This is a genomic window from Pedobacter quisquiliarum, assembly GCF_014642175.1.
In the GTDB taxonomy this organism is placed as follows: Bacteria; Bacteroidota; Bacteroidia; order Sphingobacteriales; family Sphingobacteriaceae; genus Pedobacter; species Pedobacter quisquiliarum.
Map to the genome: position 1 here is coordinate 103,507 of NZ_BMIL01000002.1, position 22,942 is coordinate 126,448.

24 protein-coding genes are annotated in these 22,942 nt (G+C 45.6%); 10 read left to right on the top strand and 14 right to left on the bottom strand.

What is annotated here, in order from left to right; all coding sequences use genetic code 11:
- The first annotated feature begins 1 nt into the window (after position 1).
- Together IEW69_RS02880 and IEW69_RS02885 are read left to right on the top strand one after the other, a co-directional pair.
- On the top strand, positions 2-634 hold the full coding sequence (locus IEW69_RS02880; protein WP_188625326.1) for a thiamine phosphate synthase: 633 nt from the start codon (positions 2-4) through the stop codon (positions 632-634).
- Positions 635-775: 141 nt separating this feature from the next.
- Positions 776-2,050: an MFS transporter gene (locus IEW69_RS02885; RefSeq protein ID WP_188625327.1), complete on the top strand. Its 1,275-nt coding sequence runs from the start codon at positions 776-778 to the stop codon at positions 2,048-2,050.
- On the opposite strand, the gene IEW69_RS02890 is transcribed toward IEW69_RS02885, so the two are convergent.
- The 11 genes from IEW69_RS02890 to IEW69_RS02940 form a co-directional block, all read right to left on the bottom strand.
- A complete protein-coding gene (locus tag IEW69_RS02890; protein WP_188625328.1) occupies positions 2,051-3,811 on the bottom strand; it encodes an ABC transporter ATP-binding protein in 1,761 nt (586 codons plus the stop codon).
- A gap of 93 nt (positions 3,812-3,904) precedes the next feature.
- On the bottom strand, positions 3,905-4,468 hold the full coding sequence (frr, locus tag IEW69_RS02895; protein WP_188625329.1) for a ribosome recycling factor: 564 nt from the start codon (positions 4,466-4,468) through the stop codon (positions 3,905-3,907).
- Between the two features lie 27 nt (positions 4,469-4,495).
- Complete coding sequence (gene pyrH, locus IEW69_RS02900; protein WP_188625330.1) at positions 4,496-5,203, bottom strand: UMP kinase; 708 nt, start codon at positions 5,201-5,203, stop codon at positions 4,496-4,498.
- 23 nt (positions 5,204-5,226) lie between these two features.
- Positions 5,227-6,345 (bottom strand): N-acetylglucosamine-6-phosphate deacetylase, encoded by a 1,119-nt coding sequence (gene nagA / locus IEW69_RS02905; protein ID WP_188625331.1) that lies wholly within the window; start codon positions 6,343-6,345, stop codon positions 5,227-5,229.
- 65 nt (positions 6,346-6,410) lie between these two features.
- A complete protein-coding gene (tsf, locus tag IEW69_RS02910; RefSeq protein ID WP_188625332.1) occupies positions 6,411-7,247 on the bottom strand; it encodes a translation elongation factor Ts in 837 nt (278 codons plus the stop codon).
- 99 nt (positions 7,248-7,346) lie between these two features.
- Positions 7,347-8,171: a 30S ribosomal protein S2 gene (rpsB, locus tag IEW69_RS02915; RefSeq protein WP_188625333.1), complete on the bottom strand. Its 825-nt coding sequence runs from the start codon at positions 8,169-8,171 to the stop codon at positions 7,347-7,349.
- 18 nt (positions 8,172-8,189) lie between these two features.
- Positions 8,190-8,576: a 30S ribosomal protein S9 gene (rpsI, locus tag IEW69_RS02920; protein ID WP_188625334.1), complete on the bottom strand. Its 387-nt coding sequence runs from the start codon at positions 8,574-8,576 to the stop codon at positions 8,190-8,192.
- Positions 8,577-8,592: 16 nt separating this feature from the next.
- A complete protein-coding gene (gene rplM, locus IEW69_RS02925; RefSeq protein WP_188625335.1) occupies positions 8,593-9,036 on the bottom strand; it encodes a 50S ribosomal protein L13 in 444 nt (147 codons plus the stop codon).
- A gap of 162 nt (positions 9,037-9,198) precedes the next feature.
- A complete protein-coding gene (locus tag IEW69_RS02930; protein ID WP_188625336.1) occupies positions 9,199-10,068 on the bottom strand; it encodes an SGNH/GDSL hydrolase family protein in 870 nt (289 codons plus the stop codon).
- A gap of 95 nt (positions 10,069-10,163) precedes the next feature.
- Entirely contained in the window at positions 10,164-11,108 is a 945-nt protein-coding gene (locus IEW69_RS02935; protein WP_188625337.1) for a hypothetical protein, read from the bottom strand.
- A 3-nt stretch (positions 11,109-11,111) separates the two neighbouring features.
- Complete coding sequence (locus IEW69_RS02940; protein WP_188625338.1) at positions 11,112-12,542, bottom strand: MBOAT family O-acyltransferase; 1,431 nt, start codon at positions 12,540-12,542, stop codon at positions 11,112-11,114.
- 331 nt (positions 12,543-12,873) lie between these two features.
- On the opposite strand from IEW69_RS02940, the gene IEW69_RS02945 reads away from it, so the two are divergent.
- From IEW69_RS02945 to IEW69_RS02960, 4 genes are read left to right on the top strand one after another with little or no spacing between them, the layout of a single operon-like run.
- On the top strand, positions 12,874-13,146 hold the full coding sequence (locus IEW69_RS02945) for a YtxH domain-containing protein (protein ID WP_188625339.1): 273 nt from the start codon (positions 12,874-12,876) through the stop codon (positions 13,144-13,146).
- 7 nt (positions 13,147-13,153) lie between these two features.
- On the top strand, positions 13,154-14,551 hold the full coding sequence (locus IEW69_RS02950) for an MBL fold metallo-hydrolase RNA specificity domain-containing protein (protein ID WP_188625340.1): 1,398 nt from the start codon (positions 13,154-13,156) through the stop codon (positions 14,549-14,551).
- A gap of 5 nt (positions 14,552-14,556) precedes the next feature.
- A complete protein-coding gene (locus IEW69_RS02955; protein ID WP_188625341.1) occupies positions 14,557-15,624 on the top strand; it encodes a mechanosensitive ion channel family protein in 1,068 nt (355 codons plus the stop codon).
- An 18-nt stretch (positions 15,625-15,642) separates the two neighbouring features.
- Complete coding sequence (locus IEW69_RS02960) at positions 15,643-16,344, top strand: class I SAM-dependent methyltransferase (RefSeq protein WP_188625342.1); 702 nt, start codon at positions 15,643-15,645, stop codon at positions 16,342-16,344.
- Here the strand turns inward: IEW69_RS02960 and pepT are convergent.
- The gene (gene pepT / locus IEW69_RS02965) at positions 16,310-17,563 is read right to left on the bottom strand and encodes a peptidase T (protein WP_188625343.1); all 1,254 of its coding nucleotides are present in this window, start codon (positions 17,561-17,563) and stop codon (positions 16,310-16,312) included. The genes IEW69_RS02960 and pepT overlap by 35 nt on opposite strands.
- A 58-nt stretch (positions 17,564-17,621) precedes the next feature.
- Between pepT and IEW69_RS02970 the strand changes: the two genes are divergently transcribed.
- The 3 genes from IEW69_RS02970 to IEW69_RS02980 are packed head-to-tail and all read left to right on the top strand — an operon-like array spanning position 17,622 to position 20,672.
- Positions 17,622-18,314 (top strand): hypothetical protein, encoded by a 693-nt coding sequence (locus IEW69_RS02970; protein ID WP_188625344.1) that lies wholly within the window; start codon positions 17,622-17,624, stop codon positions 18,312-18,314.
- A 6-nt stretch (positions 18,315-18,320) separates the two neighbouring features.
- Positions 18,321-20,060, top strand: a complete 1,740-nt coding sequence (locus tag IEW69_RS02975; RefSeq protein ID WP_188625345.1) for a M14 family metallopeptidase — start codon at positions 18,321-18,323, stop codon at positions 20,058-20,060.
- Between the two features lie 3 nt (positions 20,061-20,063).
- Positions 20,064-20,672 (top strand): rhomboid family intramembrane serine protease, encoded by a 609-nt coding sequence (locus tag IEW69_RS02980; protein ID WP_188625346.1) that lies wholly within the window; start codon positions 20,064-20,066, stop codon positions 20,670-20,672.
- A gap of 5 nt (positions 20,673-20,677) precedes the next feature.
- On the opposite strand, the gene IEW69_RS02985 is transcribed toward IEW69_RS02980, so the two are convergent.
- A complete protein-coding gene (locus IEW69_RS02985) occupies positions 20,678-21,646 on the bottom strand; it encodes a hypothetical protein (RefSeq protein WP_188625347.1) in 969 nt (322 codons plus the stop codon).
- Positions 21,647-21,732: 86 nt separating this feature from the next.
- On the opposite strand from IEW69_RS02985, the gene IEW69_RS02990 reads away from it, so the two are divergent.
- Positions 21,733-22,767, top strand: a complete 1,035-nt coding sequence (locus IEW69_RS02990; RefSeq protein ID WP_188625348.1) for a dipeptide epimerase — start codon at positions 21,733-21,735, stop codon at positions 22,765-22,767.
- Here IEW69_RS02990 and IEW69_RS02995 read toward each other — a convergent pair.
- Positions 22,742-22,942, bottom strand: coding sequence for a DUF6358 family protein (locus IEW69_RS02995; protein WP_188625349.1), 201 nt, complete (start codon positions 22,940-22,942; stop codon positions 22,742-22,744). The two genes, IEW69_RS02990 and IEW69_RS02995, sit on opposite strands and share 26 nt — an antisense overlap.

The window sequence follows — 22,942 nt, forward strand, 5'->3', positions numbered from 1 at the left end:
CATGAAAAAATACATTGAGCAACTGCATTTTATTACCCATGATCTGGAAAGTTTGTCGCACGTAGAACAAGCCAGGATTGTGTGTGAAGCTGGCGGGAAGTGGATTCAGTACCGTTGCCTTAGTAAGGATGATGATGCGCTTTTAGCAGATATAAATGAAATTGCAAGCATTTGCGACGACTGGGGCGCTACGCTGATCGTTACCGATCACATCCATCTGCAGGGCAAGGCCGATATTCAGGGCTTCCACATTGAGGATATGAATGCAGATTTCCTGCGCATCCGTGCGGAAGTTGGCGAAGCATGCACCATCGGTGGATCTTCCAACACGCTGGAAGGACTGCTTCGACTGGCGCATGAAGGTGTTGATTATGCCGGCTTTGGTCCCTTTGCGCACACTGATACCAAACCGAATAACTATCCGCACCTTGGGGTTCAGGGCTATGAGCAGGCCATGGTGCAGCTTAAGACACAGCAGGTCGAACTACCAGTACTTGCGGTAGGTGGCGTAACCATCAACGATGTGGATGCGCTTATGCAGACTGGTATTTTCGGCGTCGCCGTGTCTTCAGCGATAAATCGGGCAGAAGATGTGGAAGCGGCATACCTTGATTTCTATCAAAAGCTGCGCTAGTAGATTAACAGCATTAAAACTAGAAACGGCTAAAGACCATATAGAGAAGCACCTGATTGTCACTGTACAATCAGGTGCTTTTTAGTTAAACAGGTGATTAGTTTTGCTAACGAAAAACTACCTTTGTTTAAAATTAGACCTTTGCAACAGCCGACTATTATCGACAAGAAGGACCCCTATGCGGCCCTTCGGTATAAAGAATTCCGCTCCTACCTGGGCATGCGGTTTTTCTTCACCTTCGCTTACCAGATGCAGGCCGTGATCATCGGCTTTCACATTTACCACCTGACCAAAGATCCCCTGGCATTAGGACTGGTTGGCCTTTGCGAAGCCATCCCGGCCATCAGCATTGCTTTATATGGCGGTTATGTAGCCGACAAGTCGGAAAAGCGGGGATTGCTGTTGAAGGTGTTTATCGGCGTATTTATCTGTTCACTGGTCATGCTGGTCGTAACCTCCAGTCAGATGCACCCGTATGTGCCCGTAGAATACATTGTACCCATTATGTACCTGATGGTTTTCGGAATTGGCATTGCCCGCGGGTTCTTTAGTCCGGCAACCTTCTCCCTGATGGCGCAGATTGTGCCCAAGGAGATCTATCCGAACTCCAGCACCTGGAACAGCTCCAGCTGGCAGGCCGCTTCTATTATTGGTCCGGCCATGGGCGGACTGATCTATGGCTTCTTCGGCATCACGGCAACTTATTCCGTAATCCTGTTTTTCATCGGCGTTGCGCTGGTTTGTATTTTCTTTCTCAAGCCACATCCGCCAACGTATATCCCTAAAGACAACATCGTGAAGAGCCTTACCGAAGGTGTGAAGTTTGTTTTCAATAACAAGATGATGCTTGGCGCGATGAGCCTGGATCTTTTCTCCGTATTCTTTGGCGGTGCGGTCGCTTTGCTGCCGGTATTTGCGAACGACATTCTGAAGGTGGGCTCCGAGGGATTGGGTTTCATGCGTGCAGCAGCATCCAGCGGTGCAGTGATCACCATGTTCCTGATGACGCGGTTTTCGCCCATGAACAAGCCCTGGCGCAACCTGCTGATTGCTGTTACCGGTTTCGGTACCAGCATCATCTGCTATGGATTATCTAAAAACTTCTACCTCACGCTGGTATTTCTCTTTATGGAAGGTGCTTTTGACAGCGTCAGTGTGATCATCCGCTCCACCATCATGCAACTGCTTACCCCGGATCAGATGCGCGGCCGTGTCTCTGCTGTGAACAGCATGTTTATTGGTTCATCTAACGAGATTGGCGCCTTTGAATCGGGTTTAACGGCAAAGCTTATGCGAACCGTGCCTGCTGTTGTTTTCGGTGGCAGCATGACCATACTCGTGGCCGGCATCACCTACATGAAAACAAAACGCATGACCAAGCTATCGCTGGAAGAGATCAACGAGCATACGACTTAGTTAGCCATTGTTTATCTGCGGCACACGTTCGCCAACCTGCTGGCGCCACATGGCATAGTACAGGCCTTTTTCGTCCAAGAGGTCTTCATGGCGCCCCTGTTCGATGATCTTTCCGCGCTCCAGCACGAAGATGCGATCCGCATGGCGGATGGTCGACAGCCTGTGCGCAATCAGGATCGTGATGTGGCTGGTCTGCTCCGAAACATCCCGGATCGTGGCCGTGATTTCTTCTTCGGTGAGGGAATCCAAAGCCGAGGTGGCTTCATCAAACACCAGAATATCTGGCTTGCGAAGCAATGCACGCGCAATGGATAAACGCTGCTTCTCCCCACCGGAAACCTTTACGCCGCCTTCGCCAATTACGCTATCCAGGCCTTTGTCGGCACGGGCCAGCAAGTTCTCACAAGCCGCCTGACGAAGCACAAACATACACTCTTCATCTGTAGCACCCGGACGTACAAACTGCAGGTTTTCCCGGATGGTACCTGAAAAAAGCTGGGTATCTTGCGTTACAAAGCCGATCTTTTCACGAAGCTGATCCAGATCAATCTTCGCTGCCGCGGTATCATTATATAGAATTTCGCCTTCAACAGGATTGTATAAACCTACCAGCAGCTTCACCAGGGTCGTTTTACCAGAACCAGATGGCCCCACAAAAGCAATGGTTTCGCCGTTGTTGGTGCTGAAAGAGACATCCGTTAGGGCATTCTGCTGACCAGTCAGGTGTTTAAAACTTACATCTTTAAAGGCCAGGCGCGTAATCCGCTCCAGTTTCACGGGGTTTGCTGGCTTTTTATCAACCGGCATACTTAGAATACGTTTGAAGTTATCTAAGGAAACCTCGGCTTCACGCCAGTACAGGATCACGTTACCGAGCTCCTGAAGCGGTCCAAACAGGAAAAAGGAATAAAATAGAAAGGAGAAGTACTGCCCTGCGGAAATGGTGTCTTCAAAGATCAGGATGAGCAGCACCACGACCATACAGCTTCGCACGAAGTTTACCGTCGTGCCCTGCAGGAAGCTCATGCTCCGCACATACTTTACCTTCTTCAGCTCCAGGCCCAGGATCTGGTAAGTGGTCTTGTTTAGACGGTCAATCTCCTGATTGGCCAATCCAAGACTTTTAACGAGCTCAATATTGCGCAAGGACTCGGTTGTAGAGCCTGCCAAGGCCGTGGTCTCTGCGATGATCTTACGCTGTATTACCTTGATCTTGTTGCTCAGCAGCCAACTCACCAGACTGATGATCGGAATCGCCGCAAAATAGATCAGCGTTACTTTATAACTCACCGTTACGGAATACACGATCACGAAGACCATCCCGATCAGGCTGACGAACAATACAGAAATAAAAGAGGTAATGAATTTTTCACTGTCCTGACGAACCTTCTGCAGTACACCCAGGGTTTCCCCGCTACGCTGGTCTTCAAAGACCTGGTACGGCAGCTCGAGCGAGTGCTTGAGCCCATCGGCGTACATCTGTGCACCGACTTTCTGCACGATGATGCTGGTAAAGTAATCCTGCAGGTTCTTCGCGATTCTGGAACCCATGGCAGCAGCAACACCCATGCCCACCAAGCCGAGTACCCCCCATATAAATTCAGAACGATTAAGGGCGTCCTTACGCTCAATAAAGCGGTCTACAATCAGACCAGTGATATAAGGATCAATCAGGGAGAAACCAATGTTCAAGGAAGCAAGTACAAGGGCCATGACCACGATCCATTTGTACGCCTTTAAATAGTCGATTAATAACTTCATTCAGCTGAAATATAAGAGACCAAAAATAAAGAAAGGGAATACAGCTCCTGCTATATTCCCTTTTTATAATGGATAAGATTAGAAAAAATGACCTTAAATCGTCATGATGTCTTTCTCTTTTGCTTCTGCGTGTTTATCAACTTTCACGATGTAAGCATCGGTGATTTTCTGAACTTCCCCTTCTCCTACTTTGATATCGTCGTCAGATACTGCTTCAGCTTTCAACTTCTTGATTTTCTCGTTCGCATCTTTACGGATGTTACGAATGGCGATACGGCCTCTTTCAGCTTCTTCTTTTACCTTTTTAACCAGGTCTTTCCTGCGTTCTTCCGTTAGTGGTGGTACAATCAGGCGGATAACAATACCATCATTCTGTGGATTGATGCCGATGTTTGCCTCCATAATTGCACGCTCAATCGGAACAAGCAATTGTTTCTCCCAAGGCTGGATGTTCAATGTACGGGCATCCGGGGTAGTAATGCTGGAAACCTGGCTCAGTGGCGTAGGTGTACCATAATAATCGACCATGATGCCATCAAGCATACCTACAGATGCTTTACCAGCACGGATTTTGGTTAGCTCAGATTCGCAGAAGTTAACTGCTTTATCCATCGTTGCCTGCGCATCCTGTAATTGTTTCTTTATCAGCTCATTCATATGACACTATTTTTTCAGTATGTATTTTTATCCTGCTACCAGGGTTCCAATTTCTTCACCATCGGTAACTTTCATCAGGTTACCAGTTTTATTCATATCAAAAACGATGATTGGCAACTCGTTCTCTTCACACAGGGTGAAAGCTGTCATATCCATCACGTTTAGGTTATTTGCATACACTTCTTTGAAAGAAAGATTTTTGTATCGGGTTGCAGTGGCATCTTTCTCCGGATCTGCGGTGTAAATGCCGTCAACACGGGTGCCTTTAAGCACAATGTCTGCCTTAATCTCAATTGCACGAAGTGCAGCGGCAGAATCCGTGGTGAAATAAGGGTTACCAGTACCAGCACCAAAGATCACAACACGACCTTTTTCAAGGTGTCTTACGGCTCTACGGCGGATGAAAGGCTCACAGATCTGCTCCATCTTAATGGCGGTTAACAGACGGGTTTTGATGCCTACTTTTTCAAGGGCATCCTGTAAAGCCATACTGTTGATTACCGTTGCCAACATGCCCATATAATCGGCCTGCGCACGGTCCATACCAGACTTTTCTGCACTTAATCCTCTGAAAATATTTCCGCCACCAATTACAATCGCAATTTCCAGACCTTTATCATGCACGGTTTTAATCTCTTTGGCATACTGATTAACAACTTCGTTGTCAATGCCATACTGTTTGTCGCCCATTAGCGATTCACCGCTAAGCTTTAATAAGATCCTTTTATATTTCATTTCTTCAAAAATAACTAATTGTTTTAATTATAAGGGGTCAAATATTCAACTCCAGCTACAAATACCCGTTTTAGCGCGAGCGCGTCAGATAAAATCAACAGATTTGCAGGCATGCCGACGGTGAGTGCCGTCAGGTCCTGCCGCCCAATAACCTGCGCAGGAATGGTGCTGGCCATAGCTAGTGCCAGCGGCAATTCGATGTCACAATGCTCCACGCAATTCTGAACCGCCTGGAGTAAAGTGATGTTGGAACCAGATAGCGTGCCATCTTCTGTCACATACTTATCGCCTTGCAGGCGATGCTTGTAGGGTCCGATGTCACATGCCGTTACCGCATCCGTAATCAGGAACAATCGGTCATTTGCTAATCTTGATGCCATTTTTACGACTTCAAAGTTCACATGTTCACCATCGGCAATAATGCTGGCATGGGCTGTCGGGTGACTAAAAAAAGCAACCGGCAGATTGGGTGCCCGGTGGTGTATTGGCGGCATGGCATTAAACAGGTGCGTTGTGGTTGTAAAACCGTTGTTGTATGCCGCCGTCGCCTGCTCAAAACTTGCATCACTGTGGCCTAAGGATAGCACCACGCCTTTGGAAAGCAGGTAATCTATGACTTCTGGATCCTGCAGTTCTGCAGCTAGCGTCATCATCTTCACCACGCCGTCTGCAGCTTCAATGAGGCCTTTCACCTCTTCGAGTGTCGCCTTTTTTACGTAGGCTTCCGGATGTGCGCCGAGGCGCTTTGGATTCAGATAGGGTCCTTCCAAATGAAGACCCATGAAGCCTTTTGCTTCTGCACGGTAAGCCTTCGCGGCTTCAATTGCTTTGTAGAATACATCAATGCTGTTGGTGGCCAGACAAACCAGGAAGGCTGTTGTACCCTTACGGATTAAATCCAGGTCCATTTGCCTTAACGTCTCTACTGTGGGGTAGGCAGAGAACAGCTGACCGCCGGAACCGTAGATTTGCAGTTCCATAAAACCTGGCGTGATCAGTTGGCCTTCGGCATCCAGCTGCTGGTAAACCTCCGGAACGTCCATTTCGCCAATGGCTTCAATATGGCCATCCTTAATCAGGAAGGTCTGATTGTGCTGTACATGAGTGCCTTTCAGGTAGCGACAATTGGTTATGGCGATCATAAGGGTAATTTTAAGTCATAAAAAAAGTCCCTTGAACCAAGGGACTTTTTAAAAATTTATAAGAATTAAGATCCTAACTGCACACGCTTGAATGCGGTAACAGTTAATCCATTTGATGTATCGTTTAAGAATTTACGAACATCTTTAGAAGAATCTTTAACGAATTCCTGATTTAATAAAGTGCTGTCTTTGTAGAATTTGTTCAATTTACCAGCAGCAATTTTCTCGATCATGTTTTCTGGTTTGCCTTCAGCGCGGATTTGCTCTTTAGCAATTTCAGTTTCGCGCTCGATCGTTGTTGAATCAACACCGTCTTTATCTAAAGCAACTGGGTTCATTGCAGCAATTTGCATTGCAACGTCTTTACCAGCCTCTTCAACACCAGCAACATCCTGGTTTAAAGAAACCAATACACCTAAACGGTAGTTACCGTGGATGTAAGGAACAACTTTCTCACCAACTACAGTTTCGTATTTAGAGATACCGATTTTCTCACCGATTTTACCAGTGTTCTCGATGATGATGTCAGAAACTTTCTGGCCATCAACTTCTAAAGCTAAAAGCGCTTCAAGAGATGCAGGGTTGTTTTCAAGTGCTAAATCAGTGAATTTATTTGCAAGCGCAACGAAGTCTGCGTTTTTAGCCACGAAATCAGTTTCGCAGTTCAATTCAACAACAACACCACGTTTGCCATCCGCAGTTGCTTTAGCGATAACAACACCTTCGTTAGAATCACGGTCTTGTCTGCTTGCTGCAACTTTAGCACCTTTTTTACGTAGGTAATCTACAGCGGCTTCGAAGTCACCGTTAGCTTCTGTTAATGCTTTTTTGCAATCCATCATACCGGCACCGGTTTGTTGGCGTAATTTGTTTACATCTGCAGCAGTAATTTGTACTGACATTTTCTTTTCTTTTTTAAAGTTTTCAAAAAAAATATGGGTTGTACGTTGCGTGCTGAAGGCAAAGCCTGCAAAACACAACATACAACCCAATTAAATTATTTAAGCTTCGCTGGTACCTTCTTCAGAATCAGCATTAACTTTTTTAGGTCTTCTAGCGCCTGGTGCAGCAGCTTCCGGAGCATCAGCAGCAGCTTTAGCAGCTACAGCTTCTTTTTCAGCTTCGTCATCTTTCTCACGTTTACGCTCGTCTAAACCTTCTTCAATTGCTTTGATGATAACATCAGTAATTAAAGAGATAGATTTAGTCGCATCATCATTCGCTGGAATAGGGAAATCGATGTTAGATGGATCAGAGTTGGTATCAACCATTGCGAAAGTAGGGATGTTTAATTTCAACGCCTCGCTAACAGCAATGTGTTCTTTTTTAACGTCAATTAAAAAGATTGCAGCTGGTAAACGGTTTAGATCCGCGATACCACCTAAAAGGCTTTCTAATTTAATACGCTCACGCTGAATCATTAAACGCTCTTTCTTAGAAAGGATCGTGTAAGTACCATCTTTAGTCATCTTGTCGATGTTAGACATCTTCTTGATTGACTTGCGTACGGTAGCAAAGTTGGTTAACATACCACCTAACCAACGCTCAGTTACGAAAGGCATGTTTACTTTTCTTGCTTGTTCAGCAACGATTTCTTTAGCTTGTTTCTTCGTAGCTACAAATAAGATCTTACGACCAGATTTAACGATTTGTTTAATCGCTGCAGCAGCCTCTTCAGTTTTAGTTAAAGTTTTGTTTAAGTCTATGATGTGAATCCCATTGCGCTCCATGAAAATGTAAGGCGCCATTTTTGGGTTCCATTTACGGGTAAGGTGACCAAAGTGTACACCTGCATCCAATAAGTCCTGATATGTTGTTCTTGCCATTGTGTTGTCTCCTTAAGATTAACGTTTACTGAATTGGAATTTTTTACGAGCTTTCTTACGTCCTGGTTTTTTACGTTCAACCATACGCATATCACGGGTCATTAACCCTTTAGCGCGTAATGCTGGTTTTTTCTCAGCATCTAATTCAACAATAGCTTTAGCAATAGCTAAACGAACAGCTTGTGCCTGACCTGTAATACCACCACCTGCTACATTTACAGTAACATCATATTGACCAGTTAGTTCAGAAACTTCGAACGATTGGTTAACGATGTATTGTAAAGGTAATGTTGGAAAGTATTCTTTGTGATCTTTACCATTTACGGTAATAGTGCCGTTGCCTTCTTTTAAATAGATACGTGCAACAGCAGTTTTTCTTCTTCCTGAAGTGTTTGTAACTGACATTTCTTTCTTCCTTTAATTAAAGTGTAATGGTTGTTGGTGATTGTGCTGCATGTGGATGCTCAGCGCCTGCGTAAACAAATAGGTTGGTGTATAATTTAGCACCAAGTTTTGTTTTAGGTAACATACCACGAACGGCTTTCTCGATAACACGTGTAGGGTGTTTCGCCATTAACTCTTTAGGAGAGATGAAACGTTGACCACCTGGATAGCCTGTGTAAGAGATGTAAGTCTTATCACTGAACTTGTTTCCGGTCAATTTAACCTTGTCTGCATTGATAACGATTACATTATCGCCGCAGTCTACGTGTGGGGTGAACTCAGGCTTGTTTTTGCCTCTAATGATCATTGCGATCTTAGATGCCAAGCGCCCCAAAATCTCGCCTTGTGCATCAACAACAACCCACTGTTTGTTAACAGTTTTTGCATTGGCAGAGACAGTTTTGTAACTTAACGTATTCACTTGCTTGTATTTAATTTGTTAAACAATTTGTAATTCCCAGTATTTTAGGGACTGCAAAGATAGCCCAAATAGTTTAATTCTCAAATACTTGATAAAAATAAAAGATCAGCACCCTTACCGGATGCTGATCTTTATCTAAATTTCGTTTTTTCCTTAGCCAGATTATGGATTCACAGCGGTGTAACCCATCAGCTGCTTAAATAAGGGCGCATTGAAAACATAACCGTTAATTACGGCGTGGCCCTTATCATTTGGATGGATGCCATCTGTAAATGCATAAGTCTTTTTGATCTTGAAACTCTGAATGCTTAGCTTCTTCAGCACATCCACAATATGCGCCGGGTCTAATGACACCATCTGCTCATTCAATTCCAGCAATCTGGTACGCTGACTCTTCTCGGTAAAGTTCCGGGGCTGTGTTCCGGTCACCAGGTAGTTCACATTTTCCTTTACCACAAGCGTACGCAGCTTGGCGTAGTTGTTTAAGATTTCCTTGTCGGTGTATTTCTTCTCCACATCATTCGTCGGAAGATTGATGATGATCAGGAAGGGTTTGTATGAAAGGGCTTTCGTGATGTTCCTTGCCTTATCTGGCGCGGGTCTGTTCGCCACTTTATTGCCGTCAGGCATAATATGGTAAGTCGTATATCCACCTTCACTCAGGTTTACCACCCTTACGATCTTATTATCCTTTTTAAGCTTACTCTTCATCAGCTCTACCCAGGCTTTACTGCTGGTGCTCGCACCTTTACCTTTCGCAGATGAAGAACCTAAAATCACGATGGTAGGTGTTTCGTTTCCTCTTCTGTATGAAGGATCAATTGGTTTTTTATCGCTGATTGGCAAGACTACTTCCGAAGTATCTTCCCACCATGGTATAGCAGGACTGGTGCTGGTTACCGGTGCCGGTGATGCTACTTCTGTATTCGGAACCTGCGGTGCAGGGCTATCGAACAAGGTTTCCTTACAACCAAAAAGTGTAAGGAGCAGGAATAGAAAACTAAGTTTTGATGCGTTAAAAGTGTTTTTCATGTTTCTTCTTAAGGTTAGATGCTTGGTACGTACCGTTAGCAATAGTTATACCCTTCGGTATGCTTCTGTAAAATTGCTACGCATAACGTGTATTTTTAAGACTTGCCTGCCAGTAGTTTACGATCAAGATTAAGATGGCGACCTAGCATTTCGGAGAACATTTTCGCGCCTGTGGCGTTCAAATGCGTCTGATCATAGTAGTAGGACACGTTCCGGAACTCCGGACGGAAGCTTACATCAATAAAGTTGAAACCATGCGCCTGGGTGATGACTTTGATCCTTTCTACCGATGTATTGGTCTGTTTCAGGGTGGTTGGGGAAATGACAACATGTACCTGAATGTTGTTTTTCTTCGCGTTTTCCAGAAAGTTGTGGAAGGTTTTCACCAGTAAGGGGTCTTCCTCATAATTGCTGTTGCGCTCATTTACAATGTGGTCTGTCACCTTCACACCTTTTCTCGCCTGAAAACCTTTAGCTGCATCCAAATCACTCTTGCCGCTGTCGTTTGTAAGCAAAGTATATACTGCGGAATTGAATTTATAGGTCCTGAACAGCTTGGACATGATAAGTTCCTTCGGACTTACCGCCTGAATCCGTTCTTCAATAGCCGACAGATGGTCGAACTTCAGCAATGCATTAACCATACTTTTCTGGCCACGTTCCCGCTCCGTTTTCGCAAATTCCACTGGTGAGATATCCAGAATAACCATCTTTGGTTTATGGAAGGTAAGCACCTGGGCAAAAACCGCGTCGGAATAAAGCAAGGTATTCCCAAGCTTGCCGACATTGAAGGCAGACATCTGCAGCGAGTCTGCAAGTACCGCAGGATCGTAATGGCGCACCGCCCTTGAGCTTCCAAAGATCAGCACGTCTTCATCCACCTGCTTTAATGCATAGCTGATCTCATGATACTCACCCTTCTTCTGTTTCAAAAACAGCTTCTCCAGTAAATACCCGGCCACCTGATCAGCAGCCACAAACATCACCAGCAGCATAATGCCGCTATACAGAACCGATTTTAAATCTGCTTTAGTGGCCATAACTTAAAACTGGAAATAGATAAATTGTGAATAATTAAGTACCCCGAACAAGAAGATCATCAGCACCACGGCAACATAGGTTGCATGTCTAACAATCTTGTAAGGATTGTTAAACAGGGAGAACTTACCTTCTGGGTAGTATTCCTGGTAAATCTCGACCATAAACAGGATAGCGATCACCATAATAGAATAGTACATATTGGATTTGGGACCGATAAACAATCCGCCACCTTTCCAGGTCAACACATCCCTGCAGATGTTCAGCGCCTGCTCAATGGATGTGGAGCGAAAGAAGATCCGCGCGAAGGAAACCAACAGGAAAGTCATCCCGATGTGGTAGATACTACCAATAAATCCAAGATCTACATTAAGTATCGGCACCTTCTTCTTGAAATTGTCGATGATCATACCCACCACATAGAACGATCCGTGTAATACACCCCAAAGGATGAAGGTCCAGCTTGCACCATGCCATAAGCCACTCAGCACAAAAATCACGAAAATGTTCCTGTAGAACAGCAGCTGTGAAACGCGGTTACCACCCATAGGCTTGTACACGTAGTCTCTGAACCAGGTGCTGAGCGAGATGTGCCAGCGCTGCCAGAACTCTTTGATCGACTTCGCAAAATAAGGGCGCCTGAAGTTGATCATCAAATCGTAGCCCATAATCTTCGCTGCACCTCTGGCAATGTCCGTATAACCCGAGAAATCACAGTAAATCTGTATGGAGAAGAAAAAGCTAGCCAGCAATAAGGAAGCGGCACTATGTTTATCGGAGTTGTTATAGACCGCATCCACATAAGTCGCCAAACGATCCGCAACCACCACCTTCTTAAAGAAGCCCCACAGCATCAGGTGCATACCTGCCCGCAGGTTTTCATAGCTGAAGTACTTCTTCTCGTGAAACTGCGGCAGGATGTTCTGCGGCCGCTCAATGGGGCCTGCAACCAGCTGCGGATAAAACATCACATATAAAGCATAGATCCCGAAATGACGCTCCGGCTTCTGATTGCCACGGTACACTTCTATGGTGTAACTCATGGCCTGAAAGGTGTGAAAGGACAGACCGATGGGCAGGAGAATCGTTAAATAAGGTATATGGTTGCTGTAATTGAAACTCCCGAGCAGCGCAGTGAGGTTATCATTCAGAAAGTTGTAATACTTGAAGAACACCAATACACCGAGGTTTGCGACGAGGCTGAGCACGAGATACAGCTTTCGGGTTTTCCCCTTCGCATTCTCAATTAAGATCCCCGCAAAGTAATCTACAATAATGGTAAAACCCAGGATGAGCAGGTATACCGGAACGAAGGTCATGTAGAAGTAACAGCTTGCCAGCAAGAGCAGCTTCCAACGATGTTTGTCGGCCAGCAAAAAGTACGCAGGCGTAACGATTGCAAAGAAGATTACAAAATGTATTGAATTAAATAACATACGCCGGTGATGTAATTGAGACGCTTTTTGGCGCTACTGAAGCCATAGGTAAATAGGGTAGAATGATAGGGCAAGATGCACAGATTGTTACACTCAAAAAACAACATTATACAAATTTGGCTACACAATTAACTGTGAATCTTTCTCACTCTAATATTTTATAACCTGCGATAATGTTGATTAGTAATAGTTAAATAATTGATAAGGGTTTGCTTAGGTTCAGACCTAACAAACCCCAAAAAACCCTAACAGAAGCATCCTTAAACCGCCTAACAGATTTAAATCGAAACTATTTAAAAGCAACGTTGTTAATTTTGAAAACCCTTATACTATGACAAAAGAAACGAAAATCATCGCGGGAGTACTGGCAGGAGCTGCCTTAGGTGCCGCCATAGCACTTATCTTATCTTCAGATAAAACAGACGATCTTAAAAACGACGTAACAGATTGGTTAACGGACTTACTGGATTCGTCTAAAGACAAGTTTGCAAGTGTATCTGATTCTGTAAAGGATACAGTAGCACATGCAAAAGATTCCATTTCTCATGCAAAAGAATCCGCAACGGATGCTGTTAAAGATTCCATCTCTAAAGTAAAGGGATAGGAATAGAATGAAGATCACATTTCATGGTGCTGCGCGCGCCGTAACCGGCAGCAAGCACCTTATTACGCTCACTAATGGCACACAGGTGTTGTTAGACTGCGGACTATTTCAGGGGATGGGCGAGGTAACGGACAAACTGAACGGCTACTTCGGCTTCAACCCTGAAAAAATAGACTACATGGTGCTCTCACACGCGCACATTGATCACGTTGGATTACTGCCACGACTGGCGAAGGAAGGCTTCGATGGCAATATCTATGCAACCGCAGCCACCATGGATCTGGCCAGAATCCTCTTGATGGATTCTTCCAAAATTCAGGCACAGGATGCTGAATACCTCTCCGCCTCGGGCAAAAGTGACGACGGCGATGATGCGCTCTACAATGAAGATGATGTGATCAAAGCCCTTGGCCAGTTCAAAGTTGTTGATTACAATGAAGAGGTGGAAATTGATCCGAGAATACGGATCATGCTTACCGACGCAGGCCACGTAATCGGTAGTGCCGCAGTACACCTGACCATCATAGACGATGGTAAAGAATACAAAATTACCTTCAGCGGTGATGTGGGCCGCTATTCTGACCTCCTACTGAAAAGCCCGCAAACTTTCCCCCAGGCCGACTACATCATTATGGAGTCTACTTACGGCGATTCGCTGCATAAAGACCTGGAACCAGTTGAGAACCGCCTTTTGGAGATCATCAACAATACCTGCGTCATCAGAGGTGGCAAGGTGGTGATCCCTGCATTCAGCGTGGGTAGAACACAAGAACTTTTATACGCCTTAAACAGCCTTGAACTGAAGCATAAACTGCCGGACGTCGCCTATTACGTAGATAGTCCGCTCTCCCTTCAGGCCACTACCGTAATCAAAAACCACCCTGAAGTTTATAACAATGGAGTGAAAGAGGTTATGAAGGTTGATGAAGATCCTTTCCATTTCAAAGGACTTAAGTTTATTGAAAGCGTGGAGGAATCCAGAGCTTTGGTGGATGATCCTCGGCCCTGCGTAATCATTTCCGCATCCGGTATGGCCGACAGCGGAAGGGTTCGGCACCACATCAGAAACATCATCACCAATCAGAAGAACACCATCCTGATGGTGGGTTATTGTGAACCGAAATCACTTGGCGGCCGACTTATTGCTGGTCAGCCTGTGGTGGAGATTTTCCGTGAAGAGTTTACCGTAGCTGCTGAAGTACTTGCAGTGAAATCCATGAGCGCCCATGGCGATTATGAAGATTTACTGCACTTCCTAAGTTGTCAGGATCCGGCCCAGGTAAAAAAGGTGTTCCTGGTACATGGCGAATACGAAGTACAGCAGGCTTTTGCAAAGAGAATCCAGGAGAAAGGCTTTGCATCGGTTGAAATTCCGGAATACCACCAGGAATTTGAACTTGAATAACCAGAATGGATGAAATAAAAGAAGCTTTAGCATACCAATTTCCAGAGTTTATACACAACCTCATTATTGCAGTGCTTGCATTATTGACGGGCTATATTATAAAAGTTATTTTATGGCAGGTCTTTTATGTAAGCACTAAAATATGGGATAGCTTTGTCGTAAAAGCCATCACAAAAAGGCTAAATAAGCCGTTTACCTTTTTCTTTCCACTGTTCATCCTGAACATTGCCACGGGCTTTATGAATCTGGACCCGGCGGTTAGGTTTGAATTCAAGCGAATTATCGGCATCTGCATTGCAGTGGTTTTTGCCTTCATTCTGATCAACATCATTAAGGTACTCGAGGATTATTTCTACCACCGCTTCGATCTAAGCAAAGAAAACAACCTCAAAGAACGGAAGCTGAAGACGCAGCTGCAGTTCATCCGAAAGTTTGTAATTTCGCTCATTGTTTTCTTTACAGTCGCCATTATCCTGCTGAGTTTTGAAAGCATGCGCCGCATCGGTGCAGGGCTGCTTACTGGCGTTGGTGTAGGTGGTATCATCATCGGTTTTGCTGCGCAGAAATCCCTGGGCAGCCTGCTTGCCGGTTTTCAGATTGCATTTACCCAGCCCATCCGGATAGACGATGTACTCATCGTTGAAGGCGAATGGGGCCGGGTAGAAGAAATTACGCTGACCTATGTTGTGGTCAGCATTTGGGATCAGCGAAGGCTGATCTTACCCATAACCTACTTCATTGAAAAACCTTTTCAGAACTGGACGCGGGTATCTTCGGATCTGTTGGGAACCGTCTTCCTGAACCTCGATTACAGCACCCCCATCCCACCACTGCGTGAAGAATTTACCCGCCTGCTGGAGGAAAACCCTTTATGGGATAAACGCGTCAATGTGGTACAGGTAACGGATAGTAAAGCATCCGTGGTGGAAGTGCGCTTCCTGATGAGCGCCAGGAATTCTTCAGAAGCATTCGATCTGCGCTGCTACATCCGTGAAAACATGATCGCCTTTGTGCGTGACAATTACCCTTCAGGCCTGCCGAAGGCACGTGTAGAGTTTCAGAACACACCGTAAAAGCGTAATTTTGGCAGCATGGACGTATTTGGACAAGCGCTAACCGATCAGTTTAAACATGGCAAAGCGGACACGCTGCATCTTTACACCTCTTTAGGTGACCTGGAAGAAATGCCTTTAGACCTGTTCTTCCGCTCAGAAGCGGACATGCCAGAACTGGAAACCTACGCACTGGAGCTGTGTAAAGGCAAAGTACTGGACATCGGCGCGGGCGTTGGCAGCCATGCCCTGGTACTCCAGGAAAGATCCTTTGACGTAACCGCTTTAGACATCTCCCCTGCAGCCTGCGAAATCATGCGGGAACGTGGCGTTAAGAACATCCTTTGCGGTGCCATCGGCGATTTACAACTGGAAAAATACGACACCCTGCTCCTGCTCATGAACGGCATCGGCGTGTTCGGGAAACTTCATGGCTTTGCCGCATTTCTGGAACGTGCAAAGGGATTGATCAATCCAGGTGGACAGCTTCTTTTTGATTCTTCAGACATTACCTATGCGTACGATGATACCGAGCTTCCCACCACGCATTACTTTGGCGAGGTCTCCTACCAGTACGAGTACAAGGGCGTAAAGGGCGAGTGGTTCAATTGGATGTTCATCGATCAGGCGACGCTGATTTCGACGGCATACCAGGCTGGCTGGACCTGTGAAATCTTGTATGTCGATGAAAATGATCAGTACCTGGCTAGGCTTTTTCTGCCCAGATCATTGCAATATTAATGATCGTCTGAACGGACTTTTCCATATCCTGCACAGAAACCCATTCCTGCTTACCATGAAAAGCATGTTCCCCCGCGAAGATGTTTGGACAAGGCAGCCCCATAAGAGATAACCTCGAACCATCGGTACCACCACGAATGCTCTGGCGCTTCGGCGTTAAACCGGCACGTTCAATAGCCAGAATGCCATATTCCATGACTTGCGGGTGCGCCTCCAGCACCTTCTTCATGTTTCTGTATTGCGCAGAAATGCAAAGTTTATAAGATGCTTCAGGGTAATTGCGCATCACAGCTTTAACTGTAGACTCCAGTGTTGCGCCATGTTCGGCAAGTTTAGCATCATCAAAATCGCGCAGAATAAACTCCACCATGGTTTCTTCCACGTTGCCGGCAATATCCACCGGGTGAATAAAACCTTCCTTATGCGCGGTAGACTCCGGTGAAAGCTGATCTTTCGGTAAAGCGCTGATGATTTCCGCGGCAATCTTCATTGCACTCTGCATCTTGCCCTTCGCAAAGCCGGGGTGTGCACTTACGCCGTAGATGGTCAGCATTGCTCCATCTGCAGAAAAAGTCTCATCTTCAATGGAGCCACAGGTCTCCCCGTCGACAGTATAGGCATATTGTGCCCCAAGTTTCTCCAGATTTACATTATCTACACCACGGCCGATTTCCTCATCAGGGGTAAAAAGGATCTTGATTTCGCCATGCTCAATTTCAGAATGCGCAACCAGGAATGCCGCGGCCTCCATGATCTCTGCTACACCGGCTTTATTATCCGCACCCAGCAAGGTTGTGCCACTGGCAGTAATGATGTCGTTGCCAATCTGGTTCTTCAGGTCCGGATGTTCCATCATCTTAAGCACGACGGTCGGATCATCAGGCAGCACAAGGTCCTGTCCCTGGTACTTTCGATGGATAATTGGCTTCACATCCAGGCCACTACAATCCGGCGAGGTATCCATGTGTGAGCAGAAACAAATCACCGGCACCTGCTTGTTGGTTGTTGCCGGGATGCATGCATAAACGTAGCCAAATTCATCAAGTTCTGCATCGTGAATCCCCATTTCCTGTAGTTCTTCCACGAGTACTTTGGCCAGGTTCTTTTGCTTAGCTGTACTTGGGCTGGTTGTGCTGCGTGGATCAGACTGTGTATCAATCTGTGCATACTTAATGAAGCGATTTGCTAAGGATTCGGATTGATTTTGATAATTTGGCATAATTATATAGAGGGTATAGGATTAAAGCCCTTTACGAACAAAACTAACAATAGATCTCTTGAAAAGAATATATATTTTGCTATTATGTGCCCTGGCAGGATTGCAGGCAAGCGCCCAGTCTAACTTCTATAAATTGTCTGTCGGTGCTGGTGCTGGTGCAACCATTGGCTTCGGTGATTTACGGAAACAGGTGCTTTCACCGGCAGTATATGGTTCTGGCGATTTCTACTTTACGCCATATGTTTCCCTTGGCGTAGAAGGCCAGCTCGGCCGCATTAAAGGTGGCGACACCACCTCCTCATACGCGAATTTCAACAATAAATATAAAGCGGGAATGTTACAGGCTAAGGTATCTGCGGGTGCATTCATGAACCACACTTACAGACACACCACTTTAAAAAAGCTGGTGCGCGGCATTTACGTCGGTACAGGCATCGGATTACTCCGCAACAACATCACAGAGCGTTATCCTGAAGTAAATAGAAATCCAAAGATCGACCAGGGCAAACGGGCATCATGGGATGCTTTCCTCCCGCTAAATGCCGGCATCAACTATGGCATCAGTGAGAAGAACGGATACGAACGCTTTGTCATCAATGCAAACTTCCAGGGCAACTTAACCTTCGGTGAAGGCATGGACGGTTTCGACCAGAATCCATTATTCGTGAAGAATACCCACAGAGACATTTATACTTTCACTTCTATCGGTATAAAGTATAAATTTGGTCCTGTTGGATATTTTAAACGATAAATCTTTATGAAGCCTTTGTATATATTCTTTCTGGTATGCCTGAGCATGCAGAGTTTCGGACAGCAGACACCTTTTGAAAAAAGTCAGAAACAAGCAACAGCCACTTACCCGGAAGTTATTGCATACTACAAGGCATTGGCGGCAGCACATCCTCAGGCCAAATTGATTACTTACGGGCTTACCGACTTCGGCGAACCCCTACACTTACTCGTCCTTTCTAAAGACAAAACCTTTGATCCAGCCTTGATCCGCAAGCAGGATAAACGTGTCCTGTTGATCAACAATGGTATTCACCCTGGGGAACCAGAAGGTATTGATGCCAGCATGATGCTCGCACGGGACCTGCTTAAAGGAAATAAGCTTCCTGCGAACGCCGTAATCTGTATCATTCCTTTGTATAATATCGACGGAAGCCACAACAGAACCAGCACATCCAGGGCTAACCAGAATGGGCCACTTGCTTACGGCTTTCGCGGCAACAGCCGTAACCTGGATCTGAACAGAGATTTCATTAAAACAGACTCTAAGAATTCCGCAAGCTTTCAGCAAATCTTCAATACCTGGAGCCCGGAAGTTTTTGTAGATACCCATACCAGCAATGGCTCAGATTACCAGTATACGATGACCCTGATCCCAACACAGAAAGACAAGCTAAACCAGGTGTTGTCCACTTACCTGACCGGGCAGATGGTGCCATCATTATACAAGGAAATGGCTGCGAAAGGCTATGAGCTCATTCCTTACATCAACAGCGTTGAAGAAACACCGGATGCAGGCATTACGGGCTTTCTGGAACCTGCGAGATTTTCCACCGGCTACGCGGCACTGCATAATTCCATCGGCTTTATGCCGGAAACACACATGCTAAAGGCATTTGACAAACGCGTGGACGCCACTTATAAGCTCCTGCAAACCTATATAGAAGTGGTTTCAAGAGATGCTAAGCAGATTGGATTGAACAAGCAAAAAGCAGATGCGCAGGTTGCTGCACAAACGACATTTCCGCTGGAGTGGAAACTGAAGAAAGATGTGTATGACAGCATTAAATTCAAGGGTTATACCGCGAAGCAGAAAGCAAGTGCGGTGAGTGGAAAGGATCGGCTGTATTATGATCGCAGTGCGCCATATGAGAAATACATTAAACAATGGAACAACTTCGAACCAAGCGTAAGTGTACAGAAGCCCGTAGCTTATGTGATACCAAAGGCCTGGAGCCGCGTGGTTGAACTGCTAAAGCTTAACGGCGTGAAAGTACAGCAGCTTTCGGCAGATTCGAAACTCGATCTGGAGATGTATTACATCAAGGATTATAAAACCGCTCCTGCGCCTTACGAAGGGCACTACATCCACTCGGCAGTGCAGGTAATTCCGGTAAAGCAAAGCATGCAGTTTTACAAGGGCGATTACCTGGTATACGTAAATCAGCCACAGAACCGTTATATTGTCGAAACTTTGGAGCCACAGGGTACCGATTCTTTTTTCAACTGGAACTTCTTTGATTCTATACTGGGACAGAAAGAACATTATTCAGCTTACGTATTCGAGGATACCGCAGCACAGCTGCTGAAAGATGATCCGGGGCTGAAAAAATTACTGGAACAGGAAAAAGCTAAAAATCCGGACCTGGCAAAAAGCGCAGCTGCACAACTTCAGTTTGTGTATAAGAACTCTGCATATTACGAGAAAACACACCTTCGGTACCCGGTAGGCCGACTATTGGAGCCATTGAAGGTAAGCAACAACTAAAGCATGGAATATTTAAATCAGACCCCTGTAGCAAGTCTTATACTACTTTTTACCGTTGTAACCAGCATTTACGCCTTTAACGATCCTACCCTGTATGGTAAGTTTATGCTGCATCCTTATAGTGTGTACCGGAAGAATAAGCTGTATACGCTTATTACAAGTGGCATGATTCACTCCGACTGGATGCACTTGATCTTCAACATGATGACGTTCTTCTTTTTTGCGTTCACGCTGGAAGCACAGATTGGCTCCTTCAAGTTTGGTTTAGTCTATTTTGCAAGCTTAATCCTGAGTGATATACCAACCATCTTCAGGCACAAAGATGATTTCTGGTACAACAGTCTTGGCGCCTCTGGCGCAATCAGCGGGGTGCTATTTAGTTTTATCCTGTTTTATCCACTAACGCCATTGTACATATTCTTTATTCCAATTGGAATTCCGGCAGTACTGTTCGGCGGATTATACCTGCTGTACTGTGTATATGCATCGAAGCAATCCAGAGACAACATCAATCATGATGCACACTTTTTTGGGGCACTTACCGGCATTATCATCACGATCCTGATTATTCCGGGCATTGTGCCACACTTCTTAAGTACTTTGTTCAGATAAAGCGTTTAGTATGCCTGAGGTAGCGCTGGTGGATCGAAATAGCTGATCGGTGCCAGTGGATCTTTGATGATCTCGAATAAGGTATGCCCCCAAGGTTTCCAGAAATTCTCCAGTACCTGCGCATAGGTTTTATGCTGCCAGTTATCGAAAAGCGGCTTACTTGAAGCGCCCTTCAGTGGCATTGGAGAGATGTAAATAGTCCCTTCTACAGGTAGAATCGTGTATTCCGGCAGGCGATTAAAAAGGTATGCAGAATAGAAAAAGCGCGCACATAGCTCTTCAAACTGCTGCTCCAGCAAAGCTTTGCCTGCAATCTGATCCAGAATCTCTTTATGGAAGCGCTTATTGGTGCCATTGTCCTGTAAACACACGATGATGCCAAAATCCTTAAGCTTCAAAGAGAAAGTCATCGTATTGATCTCATCGCGGAAGCTGAAATAATGGTCCTGATCTGCAAGGGGTACCACAACGATAGACCAAGGTTCGAAATCTTCAAAATCCACATTCAGGTAAATGCTCTGAATCATGGTGTGCAGGTTACCGAACTTGTGCATCAAACCCTGAGACATATTCACCCCATCAGAACTTAACTGCTGCAGCTTAATGGCAGCATTCATCTCAATGTAAATCAAGCTGTACATGAACTTGCCTACCCACTTGAAAAGATCCAGCTCGTCTAGCTTTGATACTTCAGCATAACCACCTTCGAAAGCTTTAGCAATCTTTTCTTCCAGTGGCTCCACGAATTGGGTAAGCAGCTCCGTATTTACCGGCACTTTGAGGGTATTGTATGAACGCACACTTTCATCCAGCAGTTTAATCTGTTCCTGTCCGGTGAAATTTGCGAGCGCCAGCAGCCAGTCTGGAAGCACATTAATTTCCGTGATGGGTGTCTTCAGCGTATCGCCGCTGAGGAAACAATTCTTGTACTTAAAATCGAAGTTTTTGAAGGGCTGATAGATGCTGCTGTTCATAGAACAGGCAATATTAGGGATATTATTTTTACATTCACCGGCGCATTCATATTTTAACTTTACGATTACCAATCCGCTTCAGCATCATGCAGGCAACGTATATTCCCTACCAACTCGAACTTAAACATCCCTTCGCCATTGCCAAGTTTACACGTACCAGCACGCCGCTACTGCTGTTAAAGCTCGACTACGAAGGCCATACCGGCTATGGTGAAGCATCAATGGTGCCCTACATGGGTGAGTCTTACGAGTCGGCCGCACGTTTTCTCCAGCAGGTGGATTGGAGCAGGTTTAAGGCACCTTTCGACTTCCCGGCCATCATTGCTTATCTGGACCACCTGGAAAGCGGCAATCCTGCGGTAAAGGCGGCAATCGATATTGCCTTGAATGACCTGCAGGGAAAACTTCTGGATGAACCCTGCTATGTGCGTTATGGTGCAGATCCGGCTAAAATGCCGGTGACGTCCTACACCATCGGGATAGACACACCGGAGGTTCTTCGCGAGAAGATAGCGGATGCGAAGGATTTCAAAGTGTTAAAGATCAAACTTGGGCGCGACAACGATCGCGAGCTGATCAATACCATCCGTAGTGTAACGGACCTCCCTTTATATATAGATGCGAATCAGGGTTGGACAGACCGCAAGGCTGCTATTGACACCATTTACTGGCTACATGAACAGGGTGCTGTGCTGATTGAACAGCCTATGGACAAGAACGACCTGGAGGGTAACGCCTGGATTACAGGAAGAAGTCCGATTCCGATTCTGGCGGATGAAGCGGTACAGCGTCTGGAAGATATCGACAGGATTAAAGGTGCTTACCACGGCATCAATGTGAAACTGATGAAGAGTGGTGGCATGTATGAAGCACATCAGATGATTATGAAGGCGAAAAGCCTGGACATGAAGGTGCTGATTGGCTGTATGAGTGAGACATCATGTGCTACACTGGCCGGCATTGCGCTGGCGCCATTATGCAACTGGGCGGATCTGGATGGTCCCTGGCTAACGAGCAACAATCCTTTTAAGGCCCCACAACTAATTGCAGGGCGCTATAAGCTGGATGCACTGCCAGGACTGGGCCTGGAAGGCGTTAACGCTGGTTTGTTCGATTCTTAATGGTTTGTCGCAGATCTCTGATCAGCTTTATCTTCAGATAGATAAAAAAGATCGTTGAGGCCACGAACAGGCACACTGCAGGCATATTATGAATTTCCCACGCCCATTTCAACCCGATGATCGAAATGAAGATCCCCAGGTAAAAAAAGACATTATAGGCAATTTGCTTCTTCAT

What these genes read in the sequence shown, in the direction of transcription:
- IEW69_RS02880 (WP_188625326.1), top strand. Translation starts at nt 2, where the DNA reads ATGAAAAAATACATTGAGCAACTGCATTTTATTACCCATGATCTGGAA.
- IEW69_RS02890 (WP_188625328.1), bottom strand. Translation starts at nt 3,811, where the DNA reads ATGAAGTTATTAATCGACTATTTAAAGGCGTACAAATGGATCGTGGTC.
- frr (WP_188625329.1), bottom strand. Translation starts at nt 4,468, where the DNA reads ATGAATGAGCTGATAAAGAAACAATTACAGGATGCGCAGGCAACGATG.
- pyrH (WP_188625330.1), bottom strand. Translation starts at nt 5,203, where the DNA reads ATGAAATATAAAAGGATCTTATTAAAGCTTAGCGGTGAATCGCTAATG.
- nagA (WP_188625331.1), bottom strand. Translation starts at nt 6,345, where the DNA reads ATGATCGCCATAACCAATTGTCGCTACCTGAAAGGCACTCATGTACAG.
- tsf (WP_188625332.1), bottom strand. Translation starts at nt 7,247, where the DNA reads ATGTCAGTACAAATTACTGCTGCAGATGTAAACAAATTACGCCAACAA.
- rpsB (WP_188625333.1), bottom strand. Translation starts at nt 8,171, where the DNA reads ATGGCAAGAACAACATATCAGGACTTATTGGATGCAGGTGTACACTTT.
- rpsI (WP_188625334.1), bottom strand. Translation starts at nt 8,576, where the DNA reads ATGTCAGTTACAAACACTTCAGGAAGAAGAAAAACTGCTGTTGCACGT.
- IEW69_RS02930 (WP_188625336.1), bottom strand. Translation starts at nt 10,068, where the DNA reads ATGAAAAACACTTTTAACGCATCAAAACTTAGTTTTCTATTCCTGCTC.
- IEW69_RS02935 (WP_188625337.1), bottom strand. Translation starts at nt 11,108, where the DNA reads ATGGCCACTAAAGCAGATTTAAAATCGGTTCTGTATAGCGGCATTATG.
- IEW69_RS02940 (WP_188625338.1), bottom strand. Translation starts at nt 12,542, where the DNA reads ATGTTATTTAATTCAATACATTTTGTAATCTTCTTTGCAATCGTTACG.
- IEW69_RS02945 (WP_188625339.1), top strand. Translation starts at nt 12,874, where the DNA reads ATGACAAAAGAAACGAAAATCATCGCGGGAGTACTGGCAGGAGCTGCC.
- IEW69_RS02950 (WP_188625340.1), top strand. Translation starts at nt 13,154, where the DNA reads ATGAAGATCACATTTCATGGTGCTGCGCGCGCCGTAACCGGCAGCAAG.
- IEW69_RS02955 (WP_188625341.1), top strand. Translation starts at nt 14,557, where the DNA reads ATGGATGAAATAAAAGAAGCTTTAGCATACCAATTTCCAGAGTTTATA.
- IEW69_RS02960 (WP_188625342.1), top strand. Translation starts at nt 15,643, where the DNA reads ATGGACGTATTTGGACAAGCGCTAACCGATCAGTTTAAACATGGCAAA.
- pepT (WP_188625343.1), bottom strand. Translation starts at nt 17,563, where the DNA reads ATGCCAAATTATCAAAATCAATCCGAATCCTTAGCAAATCGCTTCATT.
- IEW69_RS02975 (WP_188625345.1), top strand. Translation starts at nt 18,321, where the DNA reads ATGAAGCCTTTGTATATATTCTTTCTGGTATGCCTGAGCATGCAGAGT.
- IEW69_RS02980 (WP_188625346.1), top strand. Translation starts at nt 20,064, where the DNA reads ATGGAATATTTAAATCAGACCCCTGTAGCAAGTCTTATACTACTTTTT.
- IEW69_RS02985 (WP_188625347.1), bottom strand. Translation starts at nt 21,646, where the DNA reads ATGAACAGCAGCATCTATCAGCCCTTCAAAAACTTCGATTTTAAGTAC.
- IEW69_RS02990 (WP_188625348.1), top strand. Translation starts at nt 21,733, where the DNA reads ATGCAGGCAACGTATATTCCCTACCAACTCGAACTTAAACATCCCTTC.
- IEW69_RS02995 (WP_188625349.1), bottom strand. Translation starts at nt 22,942, where the DNA reads ATGAAGAAGCAAATTGCCTATAATGTCTTTTTTTACCTGGGGATCTTC.